We start from the raw sequence: 22,990 nt of genomic DNA on the forward strand, positions 1-22,990 counted from the left end.
ACAGTATGAGCAACTTTTGCTCTACGTTATTCTTTCACATTCTCACATAAAATCATTCCATTATCAAAAACTTTTTGAAGTCTTCGATATTATTGTCTATAGCCAATTTTGACTGTCAGCAAACTTACGGCTGTAATTAAAATCATGATTCCTAATAGCCAAACTAATGTGTTCATTGTTTCACCAGTACGTGGCAATTGCTGCTCTTTGTTGGAACTGTGCATGTTTTTATTAGGGTTAGATAATTTTTCTTTTGCAACAGGATCATTTTTAGTAGAATCGGTTTTCTTGTTTGGTTCAATGACAGACATAGATTCTTTTTTGCTATTGAATACTGTTACTTCTGTTGTTTCGTTATATTTAACTTCTAGTTGTACTGACGTTTTTTCTAATTGGTAATCCGTTGGCGCTTTTGTTTCGATCAATCGATACCTTCCAATAGGTAAATGTGAGACTTCGATGATTCCTTCTTCGTTAGTCGTTAAATCACTTTTGACTACTTCTCCTGCCTCATTTTGCAAATCGAATACAGCATCTTGTAATACTTCTTGGGTTTCTTTATCTTTCTTAATCACTTTGAGGAATCCAAATTGTTTACTTGGTGACAGTTCTGTCTCTGAAATTGCTTTACTATTAAAGACTGTGATTTCAGTTGTTTCATTATATTTAACTGTTACATCTACTGCTGCTTTTTCTACTTGATAATTTTTTGGTGCTTTGGTTTCGATCAATTCATAACTTCCAATTGGTAAATGAGCGACTTCTATGATTCCTTTTTCATTCGTTGTTAAATCACTTTTTACCACTTCTCCAGCTTCGTTTTTCAAGTCGAAAACTGCGCCCTCTAGTACTTGTTGATTTTCTTGATCTTTTTTGATGACTTTAAGCGAGCCAAATTGCTCACTTGGCAACAGTTCTGTTGCTAAGATTTCCTTACTATTAAAGACTGTGATTTCAGTTGTTTCATTGAACTTAACCGTTACTTGGATAGGAGCTTTTTCTATTTGATAATTTTTTGGTGCTTTGGTTTCGATCAATTCATAGCTTCCGATTGGTAAATGAGCGACTTCGATGATTCCTTTTTCATTCGTTGTTAAATCACTTTTTACCACTTCTCCAGCTTCATTTTTCAGGTCAAAAACTGCACCTTCTAGTACTTGTTGATTTTCTTGATCCTTTTTGATGACTTTAAGTGCTCCAAATTGCTCACTTGGCAACAGTTCTGTATCTGGAATTTCCTTACTGTTGAAGACTGTGATTTCAGTTGTTTCGTTAAACTTAACTGTCACATGAATCGGTGTTTTTTCAATTCTATGTGCTTTAGGCGCTTTTACTTCTACTAGTTCATATTCACCAACAGCCAAATGAGAGACACTGATTATCCCTTGTTCATTCGTTGTTAAATCATCTTCTACAACTTCTCCAGATGCATTTTTCAACTCAAAAACTGCGCCCTTAAGCACACGTAAATCTTCTCGATCTTTCTTGATAACTTTGATTGCACCAAAATGTTCACTAGGCTGCAATTCTGATTCTGAAAGCTCTTTATTATTTAAAACAGTTACTTCAACCGTTTCATTAAACTGAACATTCACTTGGATAGACTTCGTGTCTAATTGGTAGCCCTTTGGTGCTTTTGTTTCTATTATTTGATACGTTCCAATAGGTAGATGTGCTACTTCAATTATCCCTTGATCGTTAGTCGTTAGACCACTTTCAACAGTTTCGCCAGCCTCATTCTTCAGCTCAAAAACAGCATCTTTCAATACCTGATTATTTTCAGAATCTTTTTTGATGATTTTGAGTCCACCAAATTGTTTCGCTGGTTCTAATGGTCGTAATGGTTGTTCCGGTGTATTTTCAAGTGTAATAAATGCGGTATTGTTTGTTTCTTTATTTTTTTCTAGTGTTACTTTGACCGGTGTAGGATCTAATTCAAAGCCAACTGGTGCTTTTGTTTCTTGCAAGATATATTCACCAAATTCAATTTTCTGAGAAGTTGCTTTCCCTAATTCGTCTGTGACTAATTGTTCAATCACACTATTATCCTTAGGATCGATCAGGTCAAATATAGCGCCTTCCAATAGTTGAGTACTATCTTCGCTGCTTACCTTTTGCAATTCTATTTTACCAACCGTAGACCCTTCGATCCAAGAACCCACATTGATGTTTTCGACTTCTTTACTCACTGTTTGTGTCTCATAATCTTTGTCACGTAATCGATATTCAGCTGTTGCATCATTTGTGAAAAATTCTACATCATTATTGATGATTTGAGTTTTATAGAGAATACGCATAGAGGTTTCAGATCCATCTGAGTAAGGTAAAACAACTTCAATTTTACCAGTGTTAACATCATAATCGAAAATCGCACCTGAATGTTCACTCAAAAATTGCTCAATTCCTGAAAGACCAATGTAATCTTTATTTTCTCGGCCAGCTAAGATAATTCTAAAGCTTTCAGGGATCAATTGGTGGTCTGTAGGAACATTTCTGATCTGATCGATGATTGAAATTTTTCCATCTAATACATCTCTTTCTAAGTTTGCACTAACATCCCATGAAATTTGTTCAGGATTTTCAGGATGAATCACTCCGGATTTAACCAAAAACGGATATTCTGATCCTGAAGATCCATGTCCTGCAGTATGAACATTTACGCCAGTCTGAATTTGTCCGCCATTTATGTAAATCGTTTCAGTAGACTCTTGTGAATTATCATTGTGTACAACTGCCTCAAAATTAAAACCACCCTTGATATTCTCGATATTTTCTATGTTTTCATTGAAAGTAGCTACCGCTCCATCCGTTGTTATATGTACCGTTCCTACGTTAACGCCATCTATTGTTAAATAGAACGTTTTTTCATACCCCTCCAAAATAGTCAGGCCAACCTGGGGCCAAGATAAAGTAAGATAATCCCCATTTTTAATATCACCGGCTGAATTATCAAATGCTACTTCAATACTTATTTGATCTCCGGTTTCTGCTTGCATTGGATCAATACTGATGTTTTTAATGTGACTGTGAGAAATATCCCTTCCTGCTGCTTCGACTTTCATAGGTACTAAATTAAAAAAAATCGGCAAGATCAAAGTAATGATCAACAACAGATATCCTACTTTTTTGTGCATTGTTTTTCCTCCTTGAAATTTTGATACATCTATCTAGCAACGAAAGTATACATGATTATTTTCAGAAATTTTTCTCAAATTTTTATTTTATTTTTCATTTTTTGACAAAACTTTTTTGTTGACATTGTTCATGAAAACACAAAAAAATAAAAAATGTGAGTCAATCATAACTTTACAAGTCATGACTCACTCACACAAAAACTGAATTTAATCAAAAAAATTTCTGATGATTATAATAATAACCGCTCAAATTTATCTTGGGCTATTTTTTTCAAAAATTCATTAAATTGATAAAATTGATACTCTCCAGGATAGTCCTCTATTACGAATACAGGACACAGAATACCTTGAAGTCGAACCGTTGAAACAATCAGATCATATTTGGTAGTGTCAACTTCCTGTATATGGTTGAAACTCTCTGCCTCAAAACTAATGAGACCTAAGTGATCCCCTTGATCTTTCAGTTTTTTTTCAATAAAACTGGCATGCGTTTTACTAAAGTCACTGAATACACCGATAGTCAAGGTTAGCTTTCGATCAACTAAAAAGGGAAATTTCATTGATATTTCACTAATCAATGTATCTATATAAATTGATTCATTCAGATTCAATTTACTTAAATAGTTCGAGCATAACTGAAAAAGAGTCGAATACATCACTGGGTTTCGAAAAGCAAACAATCGATTGAACATTCTTAAGCGATCAACTATAGAATCCGTTCCATAAGAAAACTGCTTACGATTCAGATAAAATTCTCGCAACATTTCCTGAAAATACGGTTGAACTTCTTCCATCGTAACCTCGAATCTTGAAACAAATTCACTGGAAAAATCAGCGGAGACTTGCATGACCATTTCCATTTCAGCCTCGGAATCCCAATTATAAAAATAATCAGATAGTCTTCGCTTCAATTTTTCATGAATATCAGTAGAGGTAGTTTCCTCTAAGTGATACCCTTGATTCTCTCGCCACATAGAAACAAAATACAAAACAGTTAAAAATAGAATAAGCTGTTCAGATGGTTGCTGGTCTTTTGGGATGATTTCTTTTTGAATCTTTTGCTTCAACTTGTAGTAGTCGGGAATAAATTCCAATAAACGTCTTCGATAAAATTCAATAAACAATAGAGTAAAAAAGTGACGTAATACATGTTCGCCAGCTTCTGCTTCAATATAAAATAGATTATTCTTTTTTACTAGCTTTATTGGTAAACCCCTAAAAAACTTTTCCAGCTTTTTTATTGAGCGATAAAATGTCGGCAAACTACAATATACTTGCTCTATATAATAGGTTGCGTCTCTTTTTGTTTCCTTAAACAGTAGTAATAAGATCTTCAAATTGACATTATTATAGAGTATATTCGTTAATACTTGATCGATTGTCCCATTGGATAAATGATCGATATGGACGATTTGATTTTCATCTATGTGCACATCCAAAATATCATACCAGTCAGAATCTAACTGAGTTAGATCATTTTTAAGTGTATTTAAAGAACAACCAATTTGCTCTTTTAAAAGATTTAACGGCATAGAGCCATTGCTTAGATTCATTAACCACAATTCATTTATGATTCGTTTTTCATTGCTATCCAATAGTGTTATCAAATTGTGCACCTCTAACTTATCCCGATTTTTATCGCTCACGCTTAACGAAGCTCTAAGCTACTCTTCTTGAAACAACTTTCTAAAAATAGGTTGATACCTATAATTTCATTCAATATTATATACTAAAAAGCTGATTTGTTTAAATTTTACAGTTCAATTGATTCACTTCTTTTCTACACTTTTTCTTATAAAGAATATTGTGCAAACAAAAACATACTAAAAATTAGAGGGAAAACTCATCTACCAATAAGTTTCCCCTCTAATTTTTAGTATGTTTTTTTACTTTTCCACTTCAGAAAAATCTTTGGTACAGTTTTCATATAGTTAAAATATTTCAATTTCGGGCAAAGTTGGCATTCCAGCTTGTGCTCCAAGTTTAGTAGTTGAACGTATTGCGCCTGTCGTATCAGCAACTGCTACTTTTCAGCTGAAATCGCAATAACCTCATTCTCTGTTGTGTAAGAGATTCTAGAAGGTTCATCATTTAACACTAACGAAACTACAGCTTCAGATGCGTTGGCCATCCTTGCAATATCTTTCATTCTGATTTTCATCGATTTTTCCTTCTTTATAGATACACAGGTTTTAGTCGTTTATTTCCATAGAAAATCTGCAACAAGTTGATCTACTTCTTTATTTTCGTGCAGTTGGCTATGTTGTGCTGATTTTCCATAAAAGATTTTTTCTTGTACCTCGTTGCCATGTTCCTTAAACAACGCTGCTACACTTACTGCATCTGCAACAGGAACAGCTTCATCACTTAAGCTGCCATCTTCCACATCACCTGCAACGATCAAAACGCTCATATCTTTTGAGACTTTTTCGATTCCACTGACATAATCAGCATATCGTTCACTTTGAATCGCAGGTCCGTTGTTTATAACATCGTCTAATGTCTCTCCATCAGATAATTCGACAAAGTTATTGAAAGGCGCTGCTATTCCCACAAACTTTTGGATTTTAGGTAAGCTTGTATCATCAGCAAAAGTAGTTAAATACCGAAGAGAGCTTGCTCCACCCATTGAATGTCCCACTAAATTGACCGCTGTTATCCCATACTTATCTCGAATGTAAGTCAAACAATTTTTGATCCATTCTGCTTGATTCCATTCATTATTTTTATTATCGGTAAATAGAACTTGAATACTAGGATTCGTTTTATTCCCAGTCAACTTACCTTTTGCTTGAATTTCCCCATCAGGACTCACCGTCAAAACTAGCTCTTTTTTAGTCTGATTACTTCCTTCCATTCGTTTGATCATGCGGCCGAAAGAATTATTGCCACCGCCATATCCATGGACAAAAAGTGTTGGGATAGAAGACTTTTGAATCGTTTCACTAATTTTTGAATTTTTAGTGGCTTGTTGTTCTTCATCATTAGAAACTTTTTTATCAGTACAACTAGTAAAAACCAACAAAAAAAAGACCGCTATAAGTAGATACCACTTTGTTTTTCTCATTTTATCTCCTTTTCAATTATCACTATAGTAAGAAGAGAGTAGGACAAAACTAAGGCTAGTTTTGCTCCACTCTCTTCTTACCAAAACAGACATGTTTCAGCTTTCTATTTTTAGATTGAATCCACTTGTTCATAATCTAGTTCTGTACTTGTTTCACGGCCAAACATATCGATGTTCACTTTTAATTTTTGACGTTCTTCATCCACTTCTGTTACTTCACCTTCAAGACCAGAGAATGCACCTTCAATAATACGAACAGTGTCGCCTAATGCAACATCCAAATCAGATTGACGTGTGCTCATGCCAATTGAGCGTAAAATATGATTGATTTCTTCTTGTAATAATGGCGCTGGCTTGCTTCCGGCACCATGAGAGCCGACAAATCCAGTAACACCAGGTGTGTTACGTACTACATACCAAGAATCATCGGTCATCGTCATTTCAACTAACACATAACCTGGGAACGTTTTATGAACGATTTCTTTAGATTTACCATTTTTTACTTCTGTTTCTGTTTCTTCTGGAACGACTACACGAAAAATGAAATCCCCCATGCCCATGCTTTGTGCACGTGATTCGATGTTCGCTTTTACCTTATTTTCGTAACCAGAGTATGTATGCAATACATACCAATTTTTTCAAATGATTCCATTTTTGTCTCTGCTCCTTTGGGTTTAGTAGTTTGTGAAACAATACATTAAGAGTAACAAGTAATCCCTTGCACTCAGCTTCTTTTTCTCATGTGAAAATAAAAAAACCTCAGTTCCCCGAAGTTTTTCCTCATGTGTTATTATAGCACTTCTCATGATGAAATACTAGTTTGAATTACTTAAGGATCCAGCCAAAAGCAGTTTGGATCACAGTATCCATTACAAAGAATAATGCTGCAAAAATAATTGATGTTTCGATAACAACCAACGTGTCTTTGCGTAATTGTTTTTTAGATGGCCAAGAAACTTGCTTCATCTCATCTTTAACACTACGTAAAAATTTCATTTGAGCTCCTCCTAAATCTATTTCGTCTCTTTATGTAACGTGTATTTTTGACAGTATTTACAGAATTTTTTGATTTCTAACCGCTCTCCACGTTTTCCTTCACTGACGGCTTTAGAATAGTTTCTGGAGCCACAATCTGAACAAGCAAGTGCTGATTTTTTTGTTGCCATTGTTCAACCTCCTCTATTCACAAATTTACTCAATAACATTATCATTCTTTCAGTAAAATGTCAATGGATACTCAATAAACTATGGTTTTTTTTCAAATTATGTTATCATTAGCTTGTCAGACGAATTTAACCTACGGGGGGTCAAAATATGTTATTAAAATCCGTTGTTATCAAAAAGAAAAATCTTACAACCGTCAATGAATCTTGTACATTAGAAGAGGCTTTAAAGATCTTAGAAGATTCAGGTTATCGCTGTGTACCGATCTTAGATGAATCGGAAAAGATTTTTAGAGGAAATATCTATAAAATGCACATCTACCGCCACAAAGCAAACGGTGGAGACATGAGTTTACCAGTAACTTATTTATTAAAAAACGCAACAAAATTTATTTTCGTGAACACATCATTTTTCAAAGTTTTCTTTACGATCAAAGAATTACCTTACATCGCTGTGTTAGATGAGAATAACTATTTTTATGGAATTTTAACGCATAGTACGTTATTGAATATCCTGGCTCAATCTTGGAATATTCAACGGGGTAGTTATGTTTTGACAATTGCGACAACAGGTAAACAAGGGGATCTGGCCGCTATGACGAAAATCATTGCCAAACATAGCAGTATCGCCAGCTGTATTACACTAGATATCGGTGAGGATGAATTTATCCGCCGTACCTTGATCACTTTACCTGCCGAAACAACTGAAGAAACTTGTGCGGTTATTGTTGAGAATTTAGAGCGTAAAAATCTTAAAGTCGTTGAGATCGAAGATTTGCAAGCAAATGCTGAATAAAATAATAATAAAAAAGAAGCCTCCAATTAAAAGGCTTCTTTTTTAACGCTCTTCACCAATAATACGAACTTCAGTCTCTAATACAACATCAAACTTTTCTTTGATCACTTGTTGAATATGTGCAATCAATTCGACATAGTCTGTTGCTGTCGCCTGATCGATATTTACAATAAATCCAGCATGCTTTTCTGAAATTTGAGCACCGCCCCATTTCAGTCCTTGTAAGCCAGCATCTTGAATCAATTTACCCGTAAAATGTCCTTCTGGTCGTTTAAATACGCTACCACAAGATGGATATTCTAATGGTTGTTTGGATTCTCTAAGCTCGGTCAGTTCAGCCATTTGGCTCTTGATCACGCTATGTTCTCCTTCTTCTAAAGAAAATGTCACTTCTAACACGATACAGTGCATATCTTGAATCGCACTGTGACGATAAGAAAATGCCATCTCCTCATTTGTAAACGTCTTGATCGTTCCGTCTTCCAACAAAACATCGACACTAGTGAAAACATCTTTGATCTCACCTCCGTAAGCACCAGCATTCATATAAACAGCTCCGCCGATACTTCCTGGAATCCCACAAGCGAATTCAAAGCCCGTCAAATCATGATCTAATGCAACGTATGTTGTATCGATCAATTTTGCACCTGCTTCCACAATGATTTGGTTGTTAGAAACACTGATTTCTTTCATGTTTTCCAACATGATCACCATTCCCCGAATCCCACCATCGCGTACAATCAAGTTGCTGGCATTGCCCAAAACAAGCCATGGAATATCATGTTTTCTACAGTATTCGACCAGAGTACTCACTTCAGCTTTTGATTTTGGAAAAGCTAAAACGTCTACAGGTCCACCCGTTTTTGTAAAGGTAAAGTTCATCAAAGGTTCATCAAATAGTAACGTTATATCCGTTAATTCAGTCATCATTTCAATTTTATTCATCGAAAGTCGTCCTTTCTTTCAAACATCCTATTTATTCTAGCATGCCAAAGAGAAACTTTCTAGTCTGAGTCTATAAAATATGTTCTTGATGCTTGCGTAGCATTTGGGCACATAGCTCATGACTTGTGAAAACTTTTTCTTGTTTTAAATGCGTTCCATCATTTGTTTGAGCCGCTTTGATAAATTCCTCTACCATTTGCTGGAATCCGCGTTTTTCTAGCGTTGTTGACCAATCGCCAAAGTTTTTTTGTTGCGTTCCTAGCTGATTTTTAATGGTTAAGTCCGTGAGGTTTTCTAACTCGAATGTTCCTTTTGGACTTGTTAATTGGTATGTTTCTGTATTTGCTCCTGAATAGAGATTCATTGAGGCAATTGCTGTTGTGGTTTCTGTTTCCACATGTAGTATGGCTCTTTTTAACAAGCCTTTTTCTTCAATGATTTTTGTTTGAACTTGCCGAATCTCATCATCTAGTAGATAAACAAGTGTATCAGCTACATGTAAAAATAAATCGTAAATCACAAAATTAACTGCAGATTCTGATGCAACGCGATTTTTTTGAATCAGCAGCATATTTTTATGTTCAATTGCTTTTAATTCTTCTACGAATGGTGCAAAACGGCGATTAAAGCAACCATCAACAGGAGATTTTTTTCTGCCGCTAGTGTTTGGATTTCTTTGACTTCTGCTAGATTTTCACTTAAAGGCTTGTCGACGAAAACGTGGATGCCAGCTTCTAATAATTGTTTTACCAGTTGACCATGAACTTTAGTTGCCGCGTGGACAAAACAAGCCGATATTCCAGCTTCAATCAACTCTTCTGTTGAAGCAACCATTTCCTTGAAGCCGTATTTTTCGCTAATTTCTTTTCGGGTTTGCTCATTTCTGGTAGCTAAAATAAATGTTGCTTGGTCTCTTAGTTGAGAGTATACAGGTAAATACGCTTTTTGTGCGATATTGCCTAAGCCGATAATTCCGATTTTCATGAAGGTCCTCCTTGATTAAATCATTCTTTACTCATAGTACTACATTTTAGGGTAGTTCTTAAGAAAAAAGGATTTTAAAATCAATTTATTTAGAACCTCTGTATTTACATTGAATCTATTTGTAAATATATGGAAAAGAAAACGATAGAAATTCTGCCAGACTTACACTAATCATATACAAGTCATTTCTACCGCCAATTTAAAAAGTTGCCTAAGTCAATGCGTACATTAAGAAGTACTGAAGCACGAAATTCAGCGCTTCAAAAAAGGAGAGAACTATTACGGAAAAAGAACTACATAACTTAAAAGCAATTCCCTATCAAGATATTACTGATTCACAAAATTTACTAGATCATTTAGACTCTTGGCAAGAACCTCTTGCCGTATTAGGACATTTGTTCCATGCTTTTTCCGCAGAATTTATCAGTTTGGTGAAAGCTGAACAAATCAAAATTAAGAAATTAGATTGTGAAAGCAAAGTAGCTACGTTTCTTTGAGTAGCTCCAATACTATAAAACACTTCCGTTTTCAAAAAGTCATCTATTTCTTCTTATATAGATTAATGATATAATTCTCAATGGAGGTGTTTATTATTTCCAGAAAAGAAAAAAGACTGCAAACTTCACAAGAAAAAATGAAATACCAAATTATAATCTACACATTTATTATTACGTTCACTCTTTTTATTATTAGTATCACAGAAAAAATAATTTTTCCATTTCTAAGTAATTTTCAAAGTAATATAGAAGTCACTCAGAATAAGACTGAACCAGTCTATAACCCTGAATCATTAAATATGAACTCATATGTTCTAGCAACCCCAAAGAATATCCAGAAATCAAATGACTCTTATTTTTTTCTTCCTAATATATCTACTCTAAAAAACAACACTTCAAGAGATTTAATAGTTTCTGATGCTACTATTGAAATAGATAATATTCAGCCAATAAAAGAACCTGACTTAGAAATTAGTTACGGCTTAGATAACAATAAATTAATAATTTTTATTATCAATAATGGTTTAGGAAACTTAAAAGATTCAGAGTTCGAGTTGTCAGTTACATTAGAAGATATTGACCAAGTCCAGAATAAATTATCATCTAAAGATATTCAAAACTTATTCTCGACTAAAACAAAAAAAAAGGATTCATTATATTCTGGTGATATTTTAAAATCTTTTGAATTGAACCTTTCAGACGAATTACATAAATTATTTGAAAAAAACGAAAAATATCATGCTATTTCATTTGGAATAACTGAATTAACATCTAATAAAAAATTTAAAATACATTCTATCTACTATGATCGATCAGCTAAAAGATTTTCATTTGGTGGTTTGGGAGCAGGTATTCAAGATAAAACAGCTGTCCTTTTATTAGATATAGATAATGCTGCTAAGAGCTATTCTGTACCAGTAAATAAAAAGATAGTTGCTAATTCCAGCGAACAAATCAATTTATTTATAGTGCCAAATAAGAGTAGCAAAATCACCTATTCTGTTAAATACTCTACCAGTAATTCAAAATATACCGAAGCAACTGAAAAAATTAAGTCTACAATAACAGTGCCATTATACAACACAAGTTATTCACCTAATGGGCCTTTTTTTAAGTCATTGATTAAAAATCAAATAACACGATATCGACACAATACTAATTCTAATTTACAAAAAGAAATAGCTTATGATTACAAAAAAGCTTTAGATAGTCACTAATCATACGCCTTAAGTTGATCTAAGATAGAGTAAAAGAATCCGCAGCTTATATTTAGAGGAACGGTATGAAAGTGAACTGCACTTCGTTGTTCCTTATGAGTAGAAAGTATGAATGTTACTTGATACTAAAACAAATAACGCCTATTTTCATAAAAATATTCCTAGTCCGATACATGATATTTATTCTATTTTTGATTCACTGTTTTCTTTGGGATCAATAGATTCGATCCTTTTTTGACTAAAAATAAAATCGTAGCTACCGCTAAAATGATTGGGCTTAAATTTAGCGGGAAAAACAACATCATAAATACGCCAACTGGAAATGGTGCCTTGATGATTGCTATAGCAATGCTAGTACTCACGATGGCAACAATCAATAGGCGGTCCGTTTGTGGAAATAACTGTGATACTGCAAAACCTTGAATGATCGCAGAAAATACGATCGGAAAGATATCTCCACCGATCCATCCTGTATTCAAACATACTTGCAAAAATACTAATTTGATCAAGGCAATCATCGTCAGCACCAAAAACGAAGCCTGACTTCCTACAAATGGCGCAAGTGAAAGAGATAGTTGTCCTGAAAAAAGTAAATTTGGTAGAAAAACACCTATCAAAAAAATTGCTATAGAACCTATCAATGCTTTACGAATAGGAAACTCTTGCCAAAAATCCAGGTGTTTCTTCAAAAAGTTAGTAATGAGACGATAACAATTTCCAAACAATAGGCCAAATAGAACCAACGGTATTCCTAGCCACAAATCATTTACAGCCCAATTAGATTCACCCATTTTAGAAACAAAAGATGGTTGTCCTGTCATTTTCATCAAGAGAAAAAAAGTAATCAAACCATTCACAATAAATAACAGATAGAAAACCTTTTTTTTCGATTTCTGACGTTCTCCTACAGCTCTGTTTTCATCGTAGGTCAATAAATATTTTTTAGGATTTAACAAACGTACTATTTTTTCTTGTATGGATAAGTCTTTTACCTCGCTATAGTTAAAGTAATAATAACGTAGCTTATCTGCTTGCCAGACTGAAAAATAAATAATTGCACTTAACAATCCTGCTTCTGGACCAACACCTGCGCCAAAAATCAATACAATAAGAGCAATCAATAAACTACGGAACACACTGCTATAATTTAAGGTCTTGGTCAGTTTTAACTCTGTTACTGAATCATGAACAGTGTGTGGTAAATTCCCCCATTTTGTTCGAAAAACTCCTAATAGTAAACCACCCATTAAAGTAATTCCAAAAATATATAACACACGAAAACGATGATCAGGTGAAACTAAATCCCAAAGTAATTCGGAGCCTATGCCTTCCAATCTTAAAAAAATAAAAGACATGACACCAATAATACTACTTAGTACAATCCCATAAATCAATAAACCAATCTCTTTTGCATTCAATTTTATAGATCCTTTCAATATAGAAAATTTAACTAATGATCCACTTGTTTTCTTATAACTTTATCACAAATCTAAATAACTGAATACAAAAACGATACTCGTTGATCAGAATCAGAAATTCAGCAAAGAAGACCAAAATTTGAAGTATGTATGTTAAACTATTCTAAAGTCTTATTTACAAGAACCAATGAATAATGCTATTTTAAGGAGGTCCTCAAGATGAAATGTATTTCATGGAATGTCAACGGCCTGCGTGCTGTTGTGAAGAAGAATTTTATGGAAGTATTTAATGAATTAGATGCAGATTTTTTCTGCCTACAAGAAACAAAATTACAAGAAGGGCAAATTGATTTGGAGTTGCCTGGTTATCACCAATACTGGAATTATGCTGAGAAAAAAGGCTACTCTGGGACTGCGATTTTTGCCAAAGAGGAAGCAATAAGCGTTCGTTATGGCATGGATCTCGAAGAACATGATCAAGAAGGTCGCCTGATCACACTGGAATACCCTAATTTTTTTATGATTACCTGTTATACACCTAATTCACAAAATGAGCTGAAACGCTTAGACTACCGCATGACTTGGGAAGATGCATTTCGTGCGTATTTAAATGAATTGAGTAAAGAAAAACCAGTGATTCTTTGTGGAGATTTAAATGTTGCCCATCAAAATATCGATTTAAAAAACTGGAAAACCAATCAAAAAAATGCTGGGTTTACACCAGAAGAACGCGAGAAGTTCACAGAGTTATTAGATAGTGGCTTTATCGATACTTACCGTTATTTCTATCCTGACCAAGAAGGCGTTTATTCTTGGTGGAGCTATCGTTTCAATGCTCGGAAAAATAATGCTGGATGGAGAATCGATTACTTTGTCGTTTCTGATGTCTTGAAAGATGCGTTGACGAGTGCAAAGATCCACACCGAAATTACAGGTAGCGATCATTGTCCAGTTGAAGTTGATTTGACAATCGCCTAACGAGAGTTTCCTTCTCTCGTTTTTTATTTAGTTTCTTTTAATATTTTCCGATTAGACTTACTATACGTCACTCATTTTGTTATACTACATGTATGAATTAATTTTGAACTGAAAGGGATAATGAACATGAATTTTTATTCCATAGACTTTGAAACAGCTAGTTACGCTAAACATAGCGCTTGTTCTGTCGCGCTAGTAAAAGTAGAAAATAATAAAATCGTTGATGAATACTATTCTTTAATTAAACCCGAAACAGATTTTTTCTGGAAAAATATTCAAATCCATGGGATCAAACCAGAGGATGTAGCCGATGCCCCTAAATTTCCTGATGTTTGGAAGCAAATACAAGCGTGTTTTAAACCAAATAGTTTAGTGGTTGCTCATAATGCCCCTTTTGATTGTGGTGTTTTAGCTGGCTGTTTGGATTATTATGGTATCAATCAACCAAATTATCTTTCCTTATGTACGGTGAAAACTAGCCGGAAGCTATTCCCAGAACTACCAAATCACAAATTAAATACAATTTGTGATAATCTAAATATCCAGTTAAACAATCACCATGACGCTCTAGAAGATAGTCGCGCTTGTGCTGAAATTCTTTTGTACCAAGAGAAACATTTTGGTGTTGAGCCTTTGAAAAAACTTGTCACGATAAAATAGTTATGATATTATTTATACTCTCTATCTACAGTTAATCATCATTGTAGATAGTTTTTTGTAGACTTATTAGTAAGAAAGGATTTATCAATGAAAAAAGCGATATATCTATTAGTGGGAGCATTGATTCCTATCATTTTATTTTCGATGTACTATTTTTTTTCGCCAAAGTCGCCGGAAGTAAACGAAACAAAAACTGAAGAAACACTATCTTCATCTAGCCTATCAAAAAAAGTCGATAAATTAACTTACTCTCCTATGGGTGATAGCATAAGTGCTGGCCTGATTGTCAAAAATGAAGAGCAAAGATTTACCAATATATTGGCAAATCTAATTGAAGAATCTTATGATGTACAAGTTGAGCAAAAAGGAGTATTTAATCCTGGGGCACGAGCTAGTGATCTTGGGATTTCAAGCATTGAAGATATCAAAGAGCAAAAACCAAACATTGTTACGATAGAATACGGAACGAATGATCTTTTAGATTATAAAAATGAGAATAGTTTAAAACAATTTGAAGTAAACTTATCCTATATCATATCGGAACTTCAAGAACAAAATATTCTTATCGTTTTAGTAACTACATGGAACAGAGATCAAAATATATCACAACTTTACGACGATATTATCTTTAAAGTTGCTTCTAAATATGATATTCCTGTAGCAAATATTCGTAGCTTATGGACCAATACAAAAGATACTATCGAGCCTAAAAGTGCTGATAATTTTTTAAAAAATAAAAACATAAAAGATGATATGCATCCAAATGAAAAAGGTCATGAAGAGATTGCTCGGCGGATTTTCCAATCCATTGAACCTAGATTATCAAATTATATTGATTTGCTTAAATGATCTCTTATTTTTCATTTATATAAACAGTTGTTGAAATAAGAAGACCATAAGAAACCTGATTAACAGATTTCTTATGGTCTTTTAAAATATCAGTAGCTAACTTTACATTTTTTCGATTCAAGTATATTACTTACGTTCCAATACGCATCAAAATAAATAATTTCTGCCGCAAAATATCGATTATTGAGCACACAATATAAACAGTGATAATAATTAGAGCAGACACCAGAACTAACTTTATACCATAATACGAAACTTTAAATGCTGTCAAAACTTTCCATAGATAATAACGAATATAGTTATTGTCATGAATCAGATAAACACCTAACGTTGCAGATCCTAATAAATTCACCACAGGTATCTCGCCAACATCCCAATTTTTAAATCCACAGAAAAGCAAGATTGCCAAAAGAAGATAAAGAGGACTTTGAATGCCCACTAGCAAACTTTTTGAAAGTACGTTCTCACTTTGATTATTGTGAACAGCGAGTAAAACGATTAAAAAAATAATGATTGCAAAAACAACAGCACTTTTTATAAAATAACTTTTGCTGCTCTTAGCAAATGATTCGGGATACATCTTTATATAAGCAGCAATAAGATAAATAAACAAAAACCACATACCACTTTCAGCCCCACCATAATTCATGATCAACAATGATATAACTGGCTTAATTGATAAATACATCAAAAGAAATATTAAAAGAAATACATGTTGCTTTTTCTTCATATTTACAACTAAAATATTTAAAAACGGTGATAAACAGTACAGTAGCACATAAGACTAATGAACCAATATTGTTCAAATGTTATAGGAAAACTAACAGCAATAAGATTTTTAACGTTTAAAATAGAGGGATCTTTTCCAAAAAATGCAAATATTAAAAAAATACATATTGAGTAAAAAAATACTTGCAACCATAGATTTAGTAATTTTTTTGGTTTAAATGCTTTATTGACTAAAAAGTATCCACTAATCAATAAAAAACAGTTTACTCCAAATTTTCCCGCCGATCCGACAATATCGAGAAAAATTGGTTTTATACTTAAATTCTCTCCAAAATTCCATTCTGAATGAACAACATAATGATGCATTACAATTACAAATGCGCTCAATATCCGAAAAAACTCAAAATTTGACTTTCTAACTTTCATGTATCATACACCATAATCCCCTTAATTTTTCAAATTTAAATCTCCTTTAATCTATTATACTAGATTTCATAAGCATTTAAAGTACTTTAGCACAAAATAATTATCTGCTTGTCTTCTTGTATAAAACACTTAAAGCTCAAAATAACTAAAAAAGAATGTGGGACAAAACTAAAAATCAGTTTTGGTGTGCACTCTAAAACCGAATAAACAGCGAGAAAAAAGCAGCTCCTTCGGAAATAAGCTGGAATTCACAAAAATTTGAAGAGCAATTTTCGTAAATTCCAGCTTATTTCTCGGAGCTAAACACTTTTGTCTTGGCCTCTTTAAACTATTTTTCTAAAATCTCAACAATCTCATCCATGTTTTTAGAACCAAAAACAATATCCTTATCATCAATGATCATCGCAGGGACACTCATGATTTTCTTTTCTGTTTTTAATTCTGGGAAAACACCGATATCGATCATTTCTGCTTCAACATTATGATTGATCGAAGCAATTCGCTGACACGCTGCCACAACATCAGGGCAATAATGACAAGTCAATGAAACAAAAATCTGAACTTTCTTTTTAGGCAGTTCCTTGATTTTGTCAACGACAGGCTCTTCTATTGGCTGTCCTGCACTTCCTACATTATACACAGCTAAAACGATCGAGTTGACTTCGTGTCCGCTTGGAATACCACTAAATTTGATTCCTGTGTATTCACCTTGGTCATTTAAAACAACTACACTAGGTAATTTATCGATGCCATATTTCGCTTCTAGGTCAGCATCTGTACCTTTTTGAACAGTTTCCAGCAAGATTTTATCGCTTAATGAGGCAAATTCGGTTAAGAAAGAATTCAATTCAAGTGATTTCTCTTCGCTACTGTCCATGACTTGTAATAAGGTTACATTCTTCGTTAATTTACCGAAAATACCACCTAGCTGCTCTCTCATTGCATCAGGGAACCATGTGTTATTACCACTCGTTGCTTTAGTAGGTTTCTTCTCTGCTTTTGGTTGTGTTTCTTTATTTTCAGCATGTTGCTTGGCTAAACGTTTTTCCATACGTTCATTGACGATCGGCAAGCCAGCTTTTGTTTTTTCTTCTGTGATGTACTTTTGTGCATTGGTTGCAGCGATTGCGCCATCTGAAACCGCGGTAACGATTTGACGTAATTCTTTGATCCGTAAATCTCCGGCTGCATAGACACCAGGAACATTGGTTTCCATATTTTCATTTGTCGGTACATAGCCACGATCTAATTCAACTTTACCTTCAAAAATCTCAGTACTTGGTTTATTTCCTGCAAAAACAAACATCCCAAAAGTACTGTCAGCTGGTGCTTCATAAGTCGTCTCTTCGCCTGTTTCATTATTAACAAAAACAGCTCTACGAACAAAGTCATCGCCAGTGATTTCTTTGACTTCGGTATTGTAGACGATCTTGATATCAGGATGTTGTTTGGCTGCTTCTGCTGTTAATTTCGCACAAGTAAAATCAGGTTCACGAATGATCATTGTCACTGATTTACCATAACGAGTTAAATAAACCGCTTCTTCGGCAGCCGCATATCCGCCACCCAGTACGAAAATATCTAATCCTTGGAAGAATTCACCATCACATGTTGAACAATAAGCAATTCCACGTCCTGTAAATTCAACTTCACCTGGGAAGCCGATTTTACGTGCTGATGCACCTGTTGCGATGATCACAGCATAAGCTTGATAGGTTTTTGTAGCAGATTTAACTGTTTTAACGGTTTGGCTTAAATCAACATCGATGATTTCATCTGTTGTAAAATCAACACCAAAATCCAATGCTTGTAAACGCATATCTTCCATCAATTCAGGCCCAGTTGTTGCACGAATCGCCGGATAGTTCACGATTTCAGATGTTGTCGTTACTTGTCCGCCGATCTTGTCTTTTTCGATGATCAATGTATCTAACATCGCACGACCCGCATAAATCCCTGCTGATAAAGCAGCTGATCCGCCGCCGATTACGATCAAATCATAAATTTCTTGACTCATGTATGTTCTCCTTTTTGTCTATCTCGTTATTTTGCTCTATAAATTTTAAGAAAGACTTCCTAGAAAGGAAGTCTTAAGGTTGTCTATTTAAACGTTTAGATCTTACCAACTAAGTCTAAACTTGGTGCAATCGTTTCTTCACCTGGTTTCCAGTTTGCTGGACAAACTTTATCGCCATGTTTTGCTACAAATTGAGACGCTTCTAATTTTCGAACTAATTCATCAGCATTACGGCCAATTCCCATATCATTGATTTCGTATGATTTGATTTCGCCTTCTGGGCTAACGATAAATGTTCCACGGTATGCTTGACCTAAATCTTCGTTTAAAACACCGAAGAAACGAGCAATTTTACCATTTGGATCAGCTAGCATTGGGTACTTGATTTTACCGATCGTATCCGTCGCGTCCGCCCAAGCTTTATGAACAAAGTGGCTATCTTCAGATACAGAGTAAACTTCACAATTCAACTCTTTTAAATGATCATAGTGATCTTGCATGTCGCCAAGTTCTGTTGGACAAACAAATGAAAAGTCAGCTGGATAGAAGAAGAAAATACTCCATTTACCTAATACGTCTGCTGTTGATACTTTGATAAAGTCTCCATCTTGATATGCGTCACATTCAAAGTCTAATAGTTTTGTGTTGATTAAATTCATATACATATTCCTCCTAAAATTTAAAAGTTAGCTGCAAAGCCACTCGATTTTTCTACACTCTTAGCGTATCAATTTAAAATTATTATGTCAATAGAATTATTATAGTTTAGTTATTTTATTTTTGCCATTTTCGTCTTTTCTTTGAGAAAATAGCTCTTTCATTCTCAATAACAGTAAATATTTTCAATTAATGACCCTTTAACTAAAATTACACTGTGTAATAAATATAATGAGAAATAAGCAAGTTCTCATTTTATTTGATATACTTAATAAAAATTATTTAGGGAGGTAAAATTAAAATGAAAACCATCGGATTATTAGGCGGAATGAGTTGGGAAAGTTCCGCTGATTACTACAGATTGATCAATGAAACTATCAAAGCTGAATTAGGTGGATTGCATTCTGCAAAATGTATTTTATTTAGCGTTGATTTTCAAGAAATCGAAAGATATCAATTTTCAAATCAATGGGATAAAAGTGCTGAACTTTTAGCAGAAGCTTGTCTTTCTTTAGAAAAAGCAGGTGCAGATTATATCGTTATTTGCACAAATACCATGCACAAAGTTGCAGAAGCCATTCAACAAAAAATCAGCATTCCAATTCTCCATATTGCCAAAGTGACTGCCACAGAACTAAATCATCATAAAATAAAAAAGGTTGGTTTACTAGGAACAAAATTTACAATGGAGGAACACTTTTACAAGCAAGTGATTGAAGACCATGAAATTGATGTCCTCATTCCAGAACAAGCAGATCGTGAACGAATCAGCAAAATCATCTACGAAGAGTTATGTTTGGGAAAAACAACAGATATCTCCAAACAATTTTATTTAGAGGTGATCAATCAATTAAGTCAAAGAGGAGCCGAAGGTGTTATTTTAGGTTGTACGGAGATCGGTATGCTAGTCGCTCAAAGCGATACTGCCGTTCCACTTTTTGATACCACTAAAATCCATGCTGTTCAAGCAGCACTGAATTCTTTGGAAAAATAAGTAAAAAGAGCCCAAGATAAAAACTAAAAATAAGTTTTTGTTTCGGGCTCTAAATTCGAATAAACGGTGGGAGCAGAAGCAACTTCTTCGTCCCACCACCTTCTGTTTAAGCTTACAAAAAGAAATCTTTCAATAATTGAATGACTTTCTGATTTTCAACTAGTTTACTATGACTCGTATTTTCTCCTTGAATCAGTATTTCTTGATAATCAGCTACTTGCTCCTGATAAATGTACCTTCCAGCAAAAACACTTTGTACAGGAACAGTATTATCCGATGCCGTGTCATCAACTTCTCCAGCAATATTTAACATTTCGACCGTATCAGGAATATTTTCTAGATTCGTTAAATAACCTTTGAGCAATTCGCTAGTTTCTTTTGGCTGTGTAAATGATGTCACGGCGTCATTATATTTTTTTGATGTATCATTATATGGCGTTCCTAGCGTTATCAATTTAGTTAATTTAGGATCATCAGGTTGCTGAAATTCTTCCAGATAAGAAGTAATCACTAATCCGCCATTGGAATGACCTAGATAATTGTATGTTTCAAATGAATACTTTTTTTGAATATAGCTTAATGCTAGTTGATACCAGTTCCCTTGAAGGGGCAATGTTTCATCACTACTGTCTTCAAACGCAATCACGATCATAGGGTGTTCAGCTGAACTGGATAGCTTCCCTTTTGAAGAGACCGTTCCGTCTGTTGCTACAGTAACTTTTAGCACATCCGCTTTTGGATCTAACGTTTTGATCAAGCCATTGAATCGACTGACTGTTCCATTAGTACCTGGAACAAAAATCGTTGGCGTTTGAATTGCCACAGGTTCACTTGTTGGTGTAAATTTTTCGGCGAATGCCGTTAAGCCTTTTTGAAATAAAAGAAAAAACACTAGAACAACACCTACAATCAAAAGTATTTTTGGAAGTTTTCTTTTTATGTTTTTAGTATTATTCATGACGTTTCCCTCCTCTTATAAGGAAAGTGTACGCCTTGAAACTTAAACCAAAATTAAACACAAAGCAAAGAGAACAATTTTGCTTAGGAGATTAAAAACGTTTCATCCATCTTCTTATCTTTGTTAAAATGCTTGCCATGAACATCGATTGCTGCATGCCATTCTTTACATATATCATGCGGAATTCCTTCGGTCAAATGAATAAAATCTTTCCGCATTTCTTCGTAGGTCTTATATGGACCAAAACCTAAACGATTAAATAGTCGAATCGCATATTGATCCGCAATAAATACGTTTCGTTCAAAAATATAAAGCAGCATCGCATCCGCTGTTTCTGAACCGACGCCTTTGATCGTCAACAGCTCTTTTCTAAGTTCCTCAGTCGAGTAACCTCGAAATTTATCAAAATCACTATCATGTGAAATAAACCAACTGATCAACTCTTTGATGTAATTACTTTTCTGCTTGAAAAAACCAGCTGGTCGAATCAATTCTTGCAGAGTTTCCATTTCAATTTCTTGAAGGCTTTCCACTGTTAAATACGGCTCTAGATTTCCTAATGCTTTATGCGCATTTTTTTCAGTTGTTTGCTGGATCAATATCATCGATACCCAATCTGAAATACGATTTTCATCTTCCCACCAATATTGGAAACCATAATGTGTGACTAAATTGTTTAGCACTTGAAGTTTCTCCTTATCTGTTTTCATTTTGATTCACTCCTTTGTCTGTTATTACATAGAAAAAACTCAGATCAAAATAATTAAATCCTGACCCAAGTCGCATAATAGTTATTCAGTTATTTCTCTTTCTTTAGTGATCATGATCACGCCATCACCTAATGGCAATAAGGTTGAAGTCAAATCTGGATGGGTCATGACTGTATCTAAGAATTGATTCAACTTTCTATGGATCGTTCTTTGACTACGTGGAATTTCTTCAATTGGGTCTAAAATCGTTCCTGCTTGGAAAACATCGTCTACCATCAGCACGCCGCCAACACGTAATAAGCGTAAACACTCCGGTAAAAATTCAATATATTTGGATTTCGCACTGTCCATGAATATAAAGTCATAAGGACCTGTTAACGTGGGTAAAACTTCTGCCGCTTGTCCTTCTAATAAGGTCACTTTATCTGTCAATCCTAATCGTTCATACGTTACTTTCGCTTTTCTGATCATAACATCAAATCGATCGATGGTCGTGACATGTCCGTCTTCTCCAACATATTGGGCCATCAAGCTAGAAGAAAATCCAATTGCTGTTCCAATTTCTAAAATATTCTTGGGTTTGATTTGATCTAAGAAAAATTGTAAAAATACAACTGTTTCATGAGGAATGATCGGTACTCCTGCCTCGTGTGCTTCTTCTTCTATTACGCCAAGTTCTCCTTGGATTTTTCTTTGTTTATTACGCATAAAATCAACGAGTTCTTGTTTCACAACTGGTCGATGCATCATTTCGTTTCGCATATTATCGCTCCTTTTCGCTTCTTTATTAT

Annotated in this window: 19 protein-coding genes and 3 pseudogenes; 6 read left to right on the forward strand and 16 right to left on the reverse strand. The window is 34.2% G+C overall.

The features are described from left to right. Positions 1-89: 89 nt before the first annotated feature. From V192_RS0114185 to rpmG, 7 genes and pseudogenes are all read right to left on the reverse strand, one after another. Positions 90-3,134: a SpaA isopeptide-forming pilin-related protein gene (locus V192_RS0114185; protein WP_025872845.1), complete on the reverse strand. Its 3,045-nt coding sequence runs from the start codon at positions 3,132-3,134 to the stop codon at positions 90-92. A gap of 230 nt (positions 3,135-3,364) precedes the next feature. Continuing rightward, entirely contained in the window at positions 3,365-4,741 is a 1,377-nt protein-coding gene (locus V192_RS0114190; RefSeq protein WP_025872847.1) for a helix-turn-helix domain-containing protein, read from the reverse strand. Positions 4,742-5,157: 416 nt separating this feature from the next. Then, positions 5,158-5,295, reverse strand: a complete 138-nt coding sequence (locus V192_RS21310; protein WP_082266041.1) for a LacI family DNA-binding transcriptional regulator — start codon at positions 5,293-5,295, stop codon at positions 5,158-5,160. 39 nt (positions 5,296-5,334) lie between these two features. Next, positions 5,335-6,201 (reverse strand): alpha/beta fold hydrolase, encoded by an 867-nt coding sequence (locus tag V192_RS0114200; RefSeq protein ID WP_025872848.1) that lies wholly within the window; start codon positions 6,199-6,201, stop codon positions 5,335-5,337. A gap of 110 nt (positions 6,202-6,311) precedes the next feature. Beyond that, a pseudogene (gene nusG / locus V192_RS0114205) lies at positions 6,312-6,853 on the reverse strand (transcription termination/antitermination protein NusG). A 173-nt stretch (positions 6,854-7,026) separates the two neighbouring features. Further along, positions 7,027-7,197 (reverse strand): preprotein translocase subunit SecE, encoded by a 171-nt coding sequence (gene secE / locus V192_RS0114210; RefSeq protein WP_025872850.1) that lies wholly within the window; start codon positions 7,195-7,197, stop codon positions 7,027-7,029. A 17-nt stretch (positions 7,198-7,214) separates the two neighbouring features. Next, entirely contained in the window at positions 7,215-7,367 is a 153-nt protein-coding gene (gene rpmG, locus V192_RS0114215; RefSeq protein WP_010760564.1) for a 50S ribosomal protein L33, read from the reverse strand. A 148-nt stretch (positions 7,368-7,515) separates the two neighbouring features. Here rpmG and cbpA point away from each other — a divergent pair, with 148 nt between their 5' ends. Next, complete coding sequence (cbpA, locus tag V192_RS0114220) at positions 7,516-8,160, forward strand: cyclic di-AMP binding protein CbpA (RefSeq protein WP_025872851.1); 645 nt, start codon at positions 7,516-7,518, stop codon at positions 8,158-8,160. A 42-nt stretch (positions 8,161-8,202) separates the two neighbouring features. On the opposite strand, the gene murB is transcribed toward cbpA, so the two are convergent. Then, a complete protein-coding gene (murB, locus tag V192_RS0114225) occupies positions 8,203-9,105 on the reverse strand; it encodes a UDP-N-acetylmuramate dehydrogenase (protein ID WP_025872856.1) in 903 nt (300 codons plus the stop codon). A 70-nt stretch (positions 9,106-9,175) separates the two neighbouring features. Continuing rightward, positions 9,176-10,089, reverse strand: a pseudogene (locus V192_RS20290) (Gfo/Idh/MocA family protein). A 577-nt stretch (positions 10,090-10,666) separates the two neighbouring features. Here V192_RS20290 and V192_RS0114235 point away from each other — a divergent pair. Next, the gene (locus tag V192_RS0114235) at positions 10,667-11,803 is read left to right on the forward strand and encodes a hypothetical protein (protein WP_025872858.1); all 1,137 of its coding nucleotides are present in this window, start codon (positions 10,667-10,669) and stop codon (positions 11,801-11,803) included. 185 nt (positions 11,804-11,988) lie between these two features. On the opposite strand, the gene V192_RS0114240 is transcribed toward V192_RS0114235, so the two are convergent. Beyond that, positions 11,989-13,221 carry a chloride channel protein gene (locus V192_RS0114240; RefSeq protein WP_025872860.1) on the reverse strand — a complete coding sequence of 411 codons (1,233 nt, stop codon included), beginning with the start codon at positions 13,219-13,221 and terminating at the stop codon, positions 11,989-11,991. Positions 13,222-13,440: 219 nt separating this feature from the next. Here V192_RS0114240 and V192_RS0114245 point away from each other — a divergent pair, with 219 nt between their 5' ends. The 3 genes from V192_RS0114245 to V192_RS0114255 all read left to right on the forward strand — a co-directional run bounded on the left by V192_RS0114245 (position 13,441) and on the right by V192_RS0114255 (position 15,708). Then, complete coding sequence (locus V192_RS0114245; RefSeq protein WP_025872862.1) at positions 13,441-14,199, forward strand: exodeoxyribonuclease III; 759 nt, start codon at positions 13,441-13,443, stop codon at positions 14,197-14,199. 126 nt (positions 14,200-14,325) lie between these two features. Then, positions 14,326-14,859 carry a 3'-5' exonuclease gene (locus V192_RS0114250; RefSeq protein WP_025872863.1) on the forward strand — a complete coding sequence of 178 codons (534 nt, stop codon included), beginning with the start codon at positions 14,326-14,328 and terminating at the stop codon, positions 14,857-14,859. 87 nt (positions 14,860-14,946) lie between these two features. After that, positions 14,947-15,708 carry an SGNH/GDSL hydrolase family protein gene (locus V192_RS0114255; protein WP_025872865.1) on the forward strand — a complete coding sequence of 254 codons (762 nt, stop codon included), beginning with the start codon at positions 14,947-14,949 and terminating at the stop codon, positions 15,706-15,708. A gap of 130 nt (positions 15,709-15,838) precedes the next feature. On the opposite strand, the pseudogene V192_RS22865 reads toward V192_RS0114255, so the two are convergent. The 3 genes and pseudogenes from V192_RS22865 to ahpC form a co-directional block, all read right to left on the reverse strand. After that, positions 15,839-16,863: pseudogene (locus V192_RS22865) on the reverse strand (acyltransferase family protein). Between the two features lie 328 nt (positions 16,864-17,191). Beyond that, positions 17,192-18,880, reverse strand: a complete 1,689-nt coding sequence (locus V192_RS0114265) for an FAD-dependent oxidoreductase (protein ID WP_025872867.1) — start codon at positions 18,878-18,880, stop codon at positions 17,192-17,194. A gap of 95 nt (positions 18,881-18,975) precedes the next feature. After that, a complete protein-coding gene (gene ahpC, locus V192_RS0114270) occupies positions 18,976-19,539 on the reverse strand; it encodes an alkyl hydroperoxide reductase subunit C (protein ID WP_010760552.1) in 564 nt (187 codons plus the stop codon). 299 nt (positions 19,540-19,838) lie between these two features. Here ahpC and V192_RS0114275 point away from each other — a divergent pair, with 299 nt between their 5' ends. After that, positions 19,839-20,531: an aspartate/glutamate racemase family protein gene (locus V192_RS0114275; protein ID WP_025872869.1), complete on the forward strand. Its 693-nt coding sequence runs from the start codon at positions 19,839-19,841 to the stop codon at positions 20,529-20,531. A 112-nt stretch (positions 20,532-20,643) separates the two neighbouring features. On the opposite strand, the gene V192_RS0114280 is transcribed toward V192_RS0114275, so the two are convergent. The 3 genes from V192_RS0114280 to V192_RS0114290 all read right to left on the reverse strand — a co-directional run bounded on the left by V192_RS0114280 (position 20,644) and on the right by V192_RS0114290 (position 22,961). Further along, positions 20,644-21,489 (reverse strand): alpha/beta hydrolase, encoded by an 846-nt coding sequence (locus V192_RS0114280; RefSeq protein ID WP_025872871.1) that lies wholly within the window; start codon positions 21,487-21,489, stop codon positions 20,644-20,646. Positions 21,490-21,572: 83 nt separating this feature from the next. Continuing rightward, positions 21,573-22,199, reverse strand: coding sequence for an endonuclease III domain-containing protein (locus tag V192_RS0114285; RefSeq protein ID WP_025872874.1), 627 nt, complete (start codon positions 22,197-22,199; stop codon positions 21,573-21,575). A gap of 81 nt (positions 22,200-22,280) precedes the next feature. Continuing rightward, a complete protein-coding gene (locus V192_RS0114290; RefSeq protein WP_025872875.1) occupies positions 22,281-22,961 on the reverse strand; it encodes an O-methyltransferase in 681 nt (226 codons plus the stop codon). Between the last annotated feature and the right edge of the window lie 29 nt (positions 22,962-22,990).

Origin of the sequence: Enterococcus crotali, assembly GCF_000633635.1 — a bacterium.
In the GTDB taxonomy this organism is placed as follows: Bacteria; Bacillota; Bacilli; order Lactobacillales; family Enterococcaceae; genus Enterococcus_L; species Enterococcus_L crotali.